The sequence below is a fragment of the Acinetobacter sp. QJM3NY_42 genome (genome assembly GCF_056173745.1).
On record NZ_CM149689.1, the window covers coordinates 1,759,499 to 1,771,738 of the forward strand.

Annotated in this window: 13 protein-coding genes; 3 read left to right on the top strand and 10 right to left on the bottom strand. The window is 41.1% G+C overall.

What is annotated here, in order from left to right:
* Positions 1–45: 45 nt before the first annotated feature.
* Entirely contained in the window at positions 46–966 is a 921-nt protein-coding gene (locus tag AC0VYT_RS08280) for a LysR family transcriptional regulator (RefSeq protein ID WP_005404475.1), read from the top strand.
* A 52-nt stretch (positions 967–1,018) separates the two neighbouring features.
* Here the strand turns inward: AC0VYT_RS08280 and madM are convergent, their stop codons facing one another.
* From madM to AC0VYT_RS08330, 10 genes are all read right to left on the bottom strand, one after another.
* Positions 1,019–1,780 carry a malonate transporter subunit MadM gene (gene madM / locus AC0VYT_RS08285; protein ID WP_005019787.1) on the bottom strand — a complete coding sequence of 254 codons (762 nt, stop codon included), beginning with the start codon at positions 1,778–1,780 and terminating at the stop codon, positions 1,019–1,021.
* Positions 1,781–1,816: 36 nt separating this feature from the next.
* Positions 1,817–2,218: a malonate transporter subunit MadL gene (madL, locus tag AC0VYT_RS08290; RefSeq protein WP_005019786.1), complete on the bottom strand. Its 402-nt coding sequence runs from the start codon at positions 2,216–2,218 to the stop codon at positions 1,817–1,819.
* 54 nt (positions 2,219–2,272) lie between these two features.
* On the bottom strand, positions 2,273–3,199 hold the full coding sequence (gene mdcH / locus AC0VYT_RS08295) for a malonate decarboxylase subunit epsilon (RefSeq protein WP_005019784.1): 927 nt from the start codon (positions 3,197–3,199) through the stop codon (positions 2,273–2,275).
* Position 3,200: 1 nt separating this feature from the next.
* On the bottom strand, positions 3,201–3,815 hold the full coding sequence (locus tag AC0VYT_RS08300; RefSeq protein ID WP_005019783.1) for a malonate decarboxylase holo-ACP synthase: 615 nt from the start codon (positions 3,813–3,815) through the stop codon (positions 3,201–3,203).
* A complete protein-coding gene (gene mdcE / locus AC0VYT_RS08305; RefSeq protein ID WP_005019781.1) occupies positions 3,812–4,639 on the bottom strand; it encodes a biotin-independent malonate decarboxylase subunit gamma in 828 nt (275 codons plus the stop codon). Before mdcE ends, AC0VYT_RS08300 begins: the two co-directional genes overlap by 4 nt.
* On the bottom strand, positions 4,636–5,487 hold the full coding sequence (locus tag AC0VYT_RS08310; protein ID WP_005019779.1) for a biotin-independent malonate decarboxylase subunit beta: 852 nt from the start codon (positions 5,485–5,487) through the stop codon (positions 4,636–4,638). The genes mdcE and AC0VYT_RS08310 overlap by 4 nt, the downstream gene beginning before the upstream one ends.
* Positions 5,477–5,779: a malonate decarboxylase subunit delta gene (locus AC0VYT_RS08315; RefSeq protein ID WP_005019778.1), complete on the bottom strand. Its 303-nt coding sequence runs from the start codon at positions 5,777–5,779 to the stop codon at positions 5,477–5,479. Before AC0VYT_RS08315 ends, AC0VYT_RS08310 begins: the two co-directional genes overlap by 11 nt.
* Positions 5,780–5,781: 2 nt before the next feature.
* Positions 5,782–6,666: a triphosphoribosyl-dephospho-CoA synthase gene (locus tag AC0VYT_RS08320; RefSeq protein WP_005019776.1), complete on the bottom strand. Its 885-nt coding sequence runs from the start codon at positions 6,664–6,666 to the stop codon at positions 5,782–5,784.
* Complete coding sequence (mdcA, locus tag AC0VYT_RS08325) at positions 6,666–8,345, bottom strand: malonate decarboxylase subunit alpha (protein ID WP_005019774.1); 1,680 nt, start codon at positions 8,343–8,345, stop codon at positions 6,666–6,668. The genes AC0VYT_RS08320 and mdcA overlap by 1 nt, the downstream gene beginning before the upstream one ends.
* 459 nt (positions 8,346–8,804) lie before the next feature.
* Complete coding sequence (locus AC0VYT_RS08330; protein WP_005019772.1) at positions 8,805–9,236, bottom strand: PACE efflux transporter; 432 nt, start codon at positions 9,234–9,236, stop codon at positions 8,805–8,807.
* A 96-nt stretch (positions 9,237–9,332) separates the two neighbouring features.
* Here AC0VYT_RS08330 and AC0VYT_RS08335 point away from each other — a divergent pair, with 96 nt between their 5' ends.
* Complete coding sequence (locus AC0VYT_RS08335; RefSeq protein WP_005019771.1) at positions 9,333–10,226, top strand: LysR family transcriptional regulator; 894 nt, start codon at positions 9,333–9,335, stop codon at positions 10,224–10,226.
* A 371-nt stretch (positions 10,227–10,597) separates the two neighbouring features.
* Complete coding sequence (locus AC0VYT_RS08340; protein ID WP_026444359.1) at positions 10,598–12,166, top strand: sensor domain-containing diguanylate cyclase; 1,569 nt, start codon at positions 10,598–10,600, stop codon at positions 12,164–12,166.
* Positions 12,167–12,240 lie beyond the last annotated feature (74 nt).

Sequence of the window (12,240 nt, forward strand, 5' to 3'; positions counted from 1 at the left end):
TGATAAAAAAGCTGGATGTCTTGAATATTGGAAATAACAGAAGATATGGAAATTGATGAAGAGCTCACTCTAAGAAAAATACAGATATTTCTAATGTTCATGCGCTATGGAAATTTGTCGAAAACTGCAGCAGAAATGCAGATCAGTACCGTTAGCGTACACAAAGCACTGCATTCTCTGGAAAGCGCGCTACACTGTCCGTTATTTAAAAATGAAGGCCGTAACCTGATTCCCTTAAAAAGTGCTTATGTACTGCAAGAGCATTCACAAAAACTTGTGCAGGATATGATCACCACCGTAAATAAAACCCGTGAAGCCGCAGGGTTCGCAGCCAAAGTACTACATTTGGGTTCACTCTATTCACTTACAGTAAATACCATACCAAATGTGATTAGCGGTTTAAAATTACGACGCGGCGAACTTGATATTCAGCTTCTGCTCAGTTCCAATCTGGATCTGGTAAAAAAATTGAAATCTACCGAGCTGGATGCAATTATTGTGGCTCTCAATGACACCACAGATGATCTGGATTTTGAACAGCTACCTATGTTTCAGGACAGTATTTACCTGGCTGTAAATAAAAACTCTTTGCTCGCCGAAGAACATGAAATTGATCTGAGTTTACTTAAAGATGAGACATTTCTAACACTTTCAAAAGGTTTCGCAACCCGCAATGATAGTGATACAGTTTTTGAAAAGGCAGGAATTGATCCAAAAGTTTTTTTACAGGTTAGTGATATTTTTACTTTAATCAGTATGGTGAGTAGCGGCGTTGGTCTTGCACTGCTCCCCGGCCGTATTTCATCTATTTATGAAAGCTCGGTCCGTCTTATTCCTTTACAGGCGAAGTACCAGATTAAGCAGGAAATAGGTCTGGTCTTTCTTAAAAGTAAAGAACGTGATCCGAATCTTTTGGCCTTGATTGCAGAATGCCGGATGTTTGCCCAGCAGTATCTGCTTGAATAATTGAGCAACAGAGTTGATTTCAGCTATTGCTCATTTGAGGGTGTTAACAGTTTTAGCCAAAAAGAGCATTTATTGTCAGGAAAAATACAGAAGGTCCAAGCAGACATCCCAGTCCTGTATAAAAAGTTGCAACCAGCGCACCATAAGGCACCAGACGAACATCTGTTCCAGCAAGGCCTGCTGCAGTACCGCTGGTGGTACCTGCAAGGCCGCCAAAAACCATGGCTGAGCGCGGGCTTTTCAGGTACATAAATTTTGCAAGTAAAGGAGTACCGACCATAAAGAAGACAGATTTGATCAGGCCAATTGCGATAGACAACGCAATAACTTCAGAACTGGCACCAATGGCCGTACCGGTAATCGGGCCTACAATATAAGTCATTGCGCCAGCTCCGATAGTCGTCATTGAAACAGGGTCTTTATATCCCATTACCCAGGCAATCATAGCACCAATTATAAAAGGCACTACACAGCCCAGTAATAGGGCAACAAAACCGATTTTTCCAGCCTTTTTCACTTCTTTCACATCAACTTCAAATGCTGTTGAAGCAATGGCAAGATCCCGAATCATGGCCCCACCCAGCAAGGCAAAACCTGAGAAAATTGCAATATCTGAAATTCCTTTCGTACCCTGCGTATATACACCAGCAAAGTAGGCGACGACCAGCCCTAACGTAATAGCGATAGCCGAGCTCTGCAGTTTGCCTTTAGTCAGATATTTTGAAAGCAGATGGGAGACAAACATCATCAACCCTGTCACTGCAAGCGCAGTGACTAGCGCATTTTTACTTAAAACCGCAATAAGTACATCCATAATTTTTCCTTTTTAGTCCATTAATTCTGATTATTATTAGGCAGTCTTTTCTTCGGCTTCGATAGACCAGCTATAAGTTTCGTAATCACCACTCATACGGTTTAGGTAACGAATCACAAATACTGTACCTATTAAGGAAGTCACCGCAACGATGATACCGACCATTCCGCCAGACAATGCAGCAACTACATTTTGGCCTGCCGACATTGCGACCACGATAGGAATATACATTCCTGACCAGTACAGCACTCCGAACTGGGTTACTTGAGGCAAATATCCTTTTTTCATCAAGATTTCTTTGGCCAGAATTAACAGGATCATGGAAATAGCAACACCGCCCACATTAGCCTTTACACCCAGCAGCAGGCCTAAAGTATTTCCAAGATAATCACCTAACAGATGGCAGATTGCCAGAATTGCTGTTCCATATATAATCATTTTAAATTCCTCTATCCATTGAGTTACATCATTTTGTTTTAGCTAGGTTTTACTTCAGCTTACCTGCTCTTTTTGCATTGCAGTGATCAAACTGTCCAGTTGAGTATTCTGAAAACATAAAACTGAACCCTCTTTAAATATTTTTCGTGCCAAGCCGGTCAGTACAGTGCCGGGTAAAGCTTCAATATGTAATCTGACTCCTCTTTCCCAAGCAGCCTGGACCGTACTCTCCCAGTCAATCATCCGGCTCATATTAAAAGTAAGGTCATCGAGTATCTGGACATCTGTTCGCAGTAAACGTGCAGAGGTACCACTTAAATATTTAATTTTAGGTTGTGCGGAAGCTACTCCTTTTATATCGATATATAGCTGTCTGGCTTGCGGTTCAAGCAATATACAGTGTGAAGGGACACTAACCGCCAGACGTTTTACGATTGCGCCGTCCAGACGTGCAAGGCTGGAAACCTGTTGCATTGCTTCCTCTGAACCTGAAATGACTATCTGATTGCTGGCATTGATATTGGCTATATATATATCTGGAGTTTTTATACGAACCTGTGATATCCATTGTTCCACCCTCATACGATCTGTGCCGATCACTGCTGTCATACCATATCCTTGCGGATAGGCCTGTTGCATTAGCTCGCCTCGTCTGGCCACAAGTTTTAAACCATCTTCGAAACTGATTACACCGGCGACGGTCGCTGCTGCCCATGCTCCAATTGATAAACCGGCCACGTAGTCTGGATAAATATTCTGTTCAGTTAGAAGAGCAGAACTAATTATGCCCGACAGATATAAACATAACTGAACTGCATAATTTGATCTGAGATTTTCAGGTTGATCCAGTAGCAGCACATCCTGTTTTAAAACGTCAGACGCCTGTTCAAGATACTGTTTCACCAGTTTATGGATTGGCAGCTCATGTAACATATTGATTTTTTGGGCGCCCTGTCCCGGATATACCCAGATCGAATTCATATTAAGCTCCTTCCAGTTTCCAAGGATTGAGCACTAAAACAGCCGCATTTTGACGTTTTAGTAAAATACTTCCTGCTGCTTGTGCCCATTCCTTTAATGCGATACCCCCTGAAGGGGTCTGAAGCTGTACATCTATTTTGAGTTTAAGGACATCGAGCTGCTGTAAAATAGTTCGTGCCTGCTCTTTTTCCATTAAGCACTCTGCACGTATTAACAGGTCTATATCACTCTGTTCTGTCACTGTTCTCAGACCGGTTGCCAGTTCAAAGCCTGTACTACCGGTATAACCCCAAGGTAAGCCAATACTTTCCATAACCTGCCCTACCAGTTCCAGGCTTTTCTGGAGATGGGGAAACTCGGCAAGGTCTGTTTTCACCAGCGCCTCAGGCTTGATATGTTGGGTAATCGCCTGAACAGGCATCTCGGTGGCATAGCGTAGGCTACGGCATTTTCCACGAATACCGACTGCAATTACAGCAGGACGGGTAGATGCACGGCGTATCACCACCGGCACTTCCCGTGACAATTCATGTGCTACCCACTCAGGCGCATCTTGCGGTAACATAGCCGGCGTCATTCCCCACAGCAAGTCATGTGGCTGCAGCTGAGTATTCATGACCATTGCTCACGTAATAATTCACGTACCTGTTTAGAGACATTACGATTTTCTGCATTCAAACGGTGTTTAAGGTCAGTCGTGCCCTGTTGCCTAATATTGATAAATGCATGAACCAGAGCCTGCTGGACATTAAACATGTCCTGGCCGGTAGGCTGGTCTGCATCACTGACTTCCAGCATGTCAGACAGTAATCCTAATGTGTTGTAGCTTTCAATGTCATACGCCATTGGTGGAATATTGGCAGCCAGTTGCTCCAGCTCGTCTACTGTACGTAATGTTACACGTGCAGCAGATTCCTTGCCCATGGCATGTACCATCACGCCAGAATCCTTTAATGCTAACATCCGGTTTGCCTGATAGCCATGAGCCAGAAAAGCACCCGACATTGATTTTCCAACCAGTAGGCTGACTACCGGATGTCCGGCCAGACGTGCACGTACATAACTGTCTACTGCACCGGCCAAAGCCTGATGTATCCCCAGCAATTCTTCACGACGCCCATAAGCCTGACTCGGCACATCGACAATACATAAAATTGCACGCTTATCTTTTTTTCCTTTATCGAGTTGAATAAGTTGATCTACAGCTTTTGCCAGTGACCATCCTTCAAGGAGTCCTACCTCTCCTTTACGTGCCCGTGGAAAGTGATTATGAATATCCGGTACAACTGCAAATACCCGCAACATCTGCCCGTCTATTTGTCCATCGGCAACCAGCAGAGAGTGAATGCCAGTTTCAATTTTCTGGAAGCCTTGGGTTAAAATTTCAAACCAGTGTTTACCCCGAACTGAAAACTTGATTGCGTTTATATCCATATTCATGTCTGTTCTCCCTGATACAACGCTTGCACCTGAACAGGCAATAATTGCTCTGATGTATCTATTTGACTGAGTTTGGGCAGATAAAAAGAATAGTCTGAACTGCGATGCAGTTGAGGTATACCCCGCTGCATATAGTCAATCACCTGTTGTTTCATTTGTTCTCGGTCATCTTGTACATAAGCATCGACCAAGCCACTGGCAAAGCGCTGAGCCCCTCCGGTAATGCTCCAGATAAAAGGACGGTCTTTAGCGTCATATTCCTGTATACCTGCTTCCTGTTCGATTACCTGTGGTCCGTTTAACCCAAGACGGCCTTCCTGTGTCATGATCAGGTAACTGCATAACCCTGCTGCAATTGACATTCCACCGAAGCAACCCACACTTCCTGCAATAATTCCAATCACAGGCCGGTATTGTCTAAGCTCAACAATTGCTTCCTGAATTTCTGCAATAGCAGCCAGACCCAAGTTAGCCTCCTGCAAACGTACGCCACCAGTTTCTAGCAGTAAAATAGCGGTGGTCGGAATTCCCTGACGGTTATCTTCGATTGCCATTTCAAGTGCGCCAGCAATTTTGGCACCGCCGACTTCCCCAAGACTTCCTCCCTGAAATACACCCTCAATTGAGATGACAACAGTAGGTTGCTGCTGGATCAATCCTTTGATAATTACAACGCCATCATCGGCCTGCGGTACAATATTTTGCTTGGGCAGCCATGGCGACATAATTCGTGCAAATGGATCAAGCAGTTCACGCCCGCTGTTCGGGTCCAGAAATGACCAAGCACGTTCACGGGCATTTAATTCAATAAAGCTCTGCTGTTCTAGTAGTTTATTTTTATCCGGCATTTTCTATCTCCTCAAAGGCCTGTTCCAGCCTTAAACGGACAACTCCCGGTGTCGCTCCAAAATCGTGGATATCAATATTGACTGCTGGCGGAAGCTGGCTGGTAAATACCCGTTCAAACAGGTTATTCCAACGCTGACTGCTGCCATCTACTGAAGTTGTTACCCTGACTTTAAGCTTTCTTTCTGAACCGGGTTCCATCAGGATTTCCAGATCTCCTGAACCTACACAGCCAACTACAATAGATTTTTGAGGTACTTTTCCCGCATTAAATTCAAAATTTAATATTTCCATACTTAGTCATCCTTTAATATTTTATGGTCCGTTCTGCTTATGCTATCCAGAAACAGTAAGGCTGCCAGTAAATCTGCTGCTCCCCCGGCCGACGCTCTAATGGCCAGTAAATTATGTTCTAGCTGTTGTAAAGCCTGCTGTCCTTTTAAGGTAGAACTTCCTCCTGAGGCCAGAACATATTTTGCACCGTCCTGCATCTGTTCTAGCCCGGAAAGGCCAGCTCGATAAATGACACAGGTATCTGTAAGCTGTGACATCATGGCAAGCAAGCTATCAAGCCGTGCATGACTTTCACTTATGCTTTTACTACGGCTCAGGCATAATTGCGGCCAACCGTACTGAACTATTACTGGAAAACCTTGCTGGGCCTGCTGTTTGGCACCATTTATGCCATATTGCTGCCGGATTTTCTGGCCATGTGTTAATGCCTGTACTGGAATGAACCGGTCTTCCAAACAGGCAATTTTTCCGGCAAGCCTGCATAAGTTAGGTACAGTTAGTCTTTTCTGCTTTTCAAGAGTAAGCGCTGTAGCAGTGACCATTAATCCAAGTGACCAGATTGCACCACGATGCGTATTAATGCCTTGAGTTACCTGCAGCATTTGCTTCTCACCTTGACGCCCAATATGACCAATTTCTTCTCTTAATGACTGACAGACAGTTCCATATTTTTCTGCGGCCTGAGCCATTGCCTTAAACATGGGAAACAGGCTTTGTGCAGAATGCTCCATCAGCTCAAGGCTAAGGTCATCATGTGCACCACTGCCACGCTGGTCGACCAGTGCCGGCTTAGGAGTCAGATTTACTTCATCTAGTAATGCCTGGACGGCAAATTCAGCCAGCCGCTCGGCCACAGTCAAAGAAGTTCCGGTTAAAACAGCCATCATTACCAGCTCCTGAATTTTGCAGGTGGTTGATATAAGCCATCTGACCAGGACACAAGCTCTGCAATATTTTTGGCAGCCAGTAATTCACGTGTTGCATCAGTACGGCGTATCCCCAGATCTTCCGGAAAGACCACCAGACCTTCCTGACGCAGGCGTTCAGTTGTTTTAGGGTTATGATTAAGACCTATATCAGTTACACCTGCAACCGCTGCAATCATCTCTTCTCGTTCTTGCATACTGCGGGCTTTATATAGGTAGGCAATTCCTTCCTCAGTGAGTAAATGGGTTACATCGTCACCATAAATCATGATAGGTGCCAGTGCCATACCAGCCTTTTGAGCTACACCTACTGCATCAAGCGTATTTACAAAAGTAGGTTTTCCGCCTTCCTGAAAGGTTTCTACCATCTGTACAACCAGTTTCTTGCCACGAGCGAGATAAGTATCTGTATCAGTTTGATCTGTGGTCCGCATGTCAAGCCAGGCAGGTGTGGCATGTCTGCGTCCACGAGGGTCATGGCCCATATTGGGCGCTCCACCAAAACCGGCAAGTCGGCCTTTAGTAACCGTGGAAGAGTTCCCGCTTCCATCTACCTGAAGCGTTGCTCCAATAAACAGATCTACTGCGTACTGTCCAGCCAACTGGCACATCATACGGTTAGAACGTAATGAGCCATCTCGACCGGTAAAAAATACATCAGGGCGGGCAGCAATATATTTTTCCATGCCTAGCTCGGTCCCGAAGCAATGCACACTTTCCACCCATCCAGTTTCAATGGCAGGTATTAATGTCGGGTGCGGATTGAGTGTCCAGTTGCGGCAAATCTTGCCTTTTAAACCCAGGGATTCGCCATAAGTAGGTAAAATCAGTTCAATCGCTGCTGTGTTAAAACCAATCCCATGATTTAAAGATTGCACTTGATGACGTTCATAAATACCCCGGATCGCCATCATGGCCATCAATATATGCACAGGCTTGATGTGTTTCGGATCACGTGTAAATAAAGGTTCGATATAAAATGGTTTATCTGCTACCACGATAAAATCTACCCATGAAGCAGGAATATCAACCCGCGGTAAATCTGTAACATCATCAACCAGTTCATTTACCTGGACTATTACAATGCCGTCACTAAAAGCAGCAGGTTCTATTAAAGCTGGAGAATCTTCTGTACTTGGGCCGGTATAGATATTACCCTGCCGGTCTGCCATAAAACCTGCTGAAAGTACAACGTTGGGAATAAGGTCAACCAGTAACCGTGAATAGAGTTCAATATAAGTATGAATGGCTCCAACTTCGAGCAGCCCGTCTTCAATTAATTGACTGATTCTAAGACTTTGTGTTCCTGCAAAAGAAAAGTCCAGCTTGCGGGCAATACCTTTTTCAAACAGATCCAGATGTTCCGGGCGCCCAACGCTGGGCATAATCATATGCAGATCATGCAGAATTTCCGGATTGACTTGTATCAGTGAGCGAGATAGAAAATCTGCCTGTTTCTGGTTATTTCCTTCCAGAACTACTTTATCGCCTGGCGTAATCAATATTTCTAATACTTTTATAATATCTTCTGCCGGAATAATGCAGCCATCGGCATATTTTGCAGCCATTTCCAGTTTGAGTTGTTTTGCATGTCGACGTTTTGTCCATATACGTTCTTTATTCTGAACCGAACCTTCCATGAGGCTTTCCTTAATACTTATCTCCTGACCTATAAAACTCTTTTTAATATGCAGGATCAATCAACCTGAAAGCAGAATCATTAACCTAAAGTTAATGATTCAAAACTGCTTTGGAGTGGCATGTTAAAAAGTCTAATTAAGAGGAGGTAGTTAAGTACTATTACTAGGTATATAATTCTTTTTCAGTTTCTCAATTATTTTTTATATAAAATAAATTTTTAATTTAGTATATTTCATTATTTATAGGATTAATTCAAATATTAAATTAGTTTTAAATATAATCTTCCTATGTTTTTATAATATCATGATAAATCAATAATACTTTATCCCATAAAGCATAATCTCATTAAAATCAAAAACTTATTTACATGTTATTTAATTTACAATATAGAAAATATACTTCTATTCTGTATATTTTCTATAGATCATAAAAATCCTCAATATTATTTTTAATAAAATCTATTTAGCTATAGGTTGAGCAGAAAGCGGTACACCAAATAATTGATCAAAAATCCAGTTAAAGGTAAAAGTATAAAAAGGAATAATAACAATTAAAGAAGCATCTAAAATAAATGCTTTGAGTAATGTAATTTCCATCCACCAGGCAATAAGAGGAATTAGAAAAATTATTAGGGTGAGCTGAAACCCTATTGCATGGACTATACGCCGTTTCACAGTACGGGTATGCATCGTTTGACGTCTTTCCCATGCTTCGAACATCAGGTTATATACCAGATTCCAAAGTGCCGCCATACTGGTCACTAAAATTGCTAGAGGTCCAGTATGGCTTAATGTGCTGCCAGTCAATAAAGCGAAACATAGCGAAGAAACTCCCATTCCTATGATTTCATAGCTAGTGATATAGACTACTCGACGTTTCATTCCTTGCATGAATGAGATTACCTGAACAAATTGATAAGATTCCCTATTTTAATTTCAGTTAGAATTATTGATAAAGTTAATAGCTTTCAGTTGAACTGATAACAAATGAATTTTAGTAGTGAAAATATTGAGTTATTTCTTGCTGTTCTCGATGCAGGCTCTTTTTCTGCGGCCGCACGAAATTTACGCAGGGTTCCGTCGGCAGTAAGCATGGGTATAGCCAACCTGGAGGCAGAATTAGGACTAACACTTTTTGAAAGGACTCCACGCAAGGTTATTCCTACAGCTACGGCGCTGGCATTAGTACCACAGGCCAGAATGATTTCAGAGCAACTTAAGCAGATGACGAAGCATGCATGTGAACTGTCTTTGGGCCTGGAGAATATTTTAAAAATAGGTGTCGTTTCTGATGTAAATAACCGGAAGCTCTTGCTGGCTATACAAAAAATTGCCTCAAAATATCCCCTGCTTCATATTGAAGTTATTACAGCGCCACAGGATGATATTCTGCATATGCTTTATGCAGAACAGATCAGTATCTGTCTGGCCAGTTCCGGTCAAAATATTAAGATACAGGAATATTTGCAGCTCGTTACTACAGAGACAGTGGTGGCTACGATTTCAGCAAACCATGACTTGGTACATACAAATAAAGATGCAATTTTTATTGAAGATCTGATTAATGTACGGCAGATATTGGTTGCAAGTACCGAGCTGGACATAACAGATTTAAGGCCTGTGATAGGTGCTTCTTACTGGCGAACCAATCATTTACAGACAGCAATTGATATGGTGGAGATAGGCTTAGGTTGGGGTAACTTTCCTTTATCTCTGGTAAAAGATCTGATTGATACCGGCCGGCTAATCCAGTTAAATTTTAAAAATACACAGAATCAGCTCCCTATGCCGGTCTATTTGGTCTGGTTAAAAGATAAGGTACTTCCTAAAGCCTCTCGTGAATTAATAGAGCTAATCCGCGAAGACTGGTCAAAAAAATAATGACTAGATTAGATTAAATAGGAAACTTTTTTCTTAAACCTTATCTTTTAAATGTAAAAATTAATCTACTTTGACATGATGCCAAAGCCATAATCATAAGACCAAGTCGGTACTTCATTTCTATTGTAAGGAGTTAAAGATATACGGCAGCCTTGCTCATGGGCAATTTGGTATTCTTATGAGCTCAGAAAGTTCGTTATTCCATAAATGGTTTAAGACTTTTAAAGAGACATAGTAAAAACTTCTATAAACAATAAAATTATTAAAAACAGAATTATTGTTCAATAAATCATCCAATTTCATCTACATTATTAAATTAAAAAGGTATTATGAGCCGAAATATGTCAGAATTTGATTAATTTATGATGTTCATGAGAAAACTGGGTAAGTCTTTTGACCTGGACTTGAGAAAATTAATACTTTTATTAATCGTATTCTGCGTATCTACACTCTTCTTTGTATCTTTAGGCGTGAGTTATTTAATCGTAAAAAACCAGTTAATCAGCAACTCTTTAGCGATTAACTCGGAATATGCAAATAAAATTGCCCTTAATACAGACAATCATTTTCAAAATATATTAAAAGAACTCAAGTACAGTGCTCAATCTTTGGGGAAAGACTTTAACAGTTTTGCGTTAAGAGAAGCAGAAGTTGATCGTCTTAAATACCAGTCGGATCACTATAACAGTGTAGTCATTGGTGATGCTGAAGGCAGGCTCATCAACTTTTCTTCCAACATTTTAAATATTGACCGGAATAAAATTCAGACCACGCCCGGAATTCAAGCCTCACTTAAAAATAAAAAAACTTATATTTCTTCACCCTATTACTCTGTAAAAGATAATCTGATTGTTTTCTTGTCCCAGCCTATCTTTGATAAAGATAATAACTATAAGGGCTTTATAGGCTCAGCCATTTACTTAAAGCAGAAAAATATTATTAACCATCTCTTAACGATCAACTACAGTTATAAAAAGAGCTACATGTATGTGATTGATCAGAATAATAAGATTATTTTTCACCCTGATACAAAAAGAATTGGAGAAACTGTTAGGAATAATACAGGCCTGAAATACATGCAGGCGACCAAAAATGGAAATATCCGTTTGATAAACAGTCGAGGCGTAGATAATCTTGCCGGCTTTTCATACATCCCCTCAACCAAGTGGCTTATTGTCTCTCAGCAGCCCACTAATGAGCTACTTGAGCAGGCATCGACTATTATTTATAAAGTTACAGGCGGAATTTTCCTGTTTTATCTGCTTATTTTTTATATTGTCTGGAGATTTGCACTCGTTATTTCCAATCCGTTACATAACCTAGCCAATATGGCCAGTCTGCTGAATCAACCTAAAATCGAAGAAAGAATCAAAAGGATTAATCCTTGGTACTATGAGGTCACCAAGTTCAAGTTATCACTTTTATTAAGCGCACGTAAATTTTCTCATAAGCTAACCGAAATGGATCATCGTATTAATACAGATCCACTGACTGGCTTATTAAACCGTAGAGGGATGCAGTTCTTTACAAAAGGAATGATAGATTCTAAAGTTCCTTTTTCTGTACTTCTGATTGATATAGACCATTTTAAACGTATTAATGATACGTATGGTCATGATGAAGGTGATGAAGTATTAAAAACTTTAGCTAAGATCATGTTGGAAAATTTCCGCAAAAATGATCTTTGTTGCCGTCATGGTGGTGAAGAATTTATTGTAATTATTCCAAATGTTAATAAACAAGAGGTCTATGAAAGTGCTGAAAGATTTCGCCATGCCGTAGAAACATATATTATTAATAATGTTGGCAGAATCACGGTCTCTATTGGTATTGCGTCGTGGCCCGAGAGCTCAAATAGTTTTACAGAAGTATTAAAAATTGCCGACAACAATCTCTATCATGCCAAAAACCATGGCCGCAACCAGGTAAAGCACAGCTAAAAAATATAATTCAGGAAATTTATGAATCAGCTATTTTAAAGCATAACCTTTAGAGTATCAGATATATAACTGAT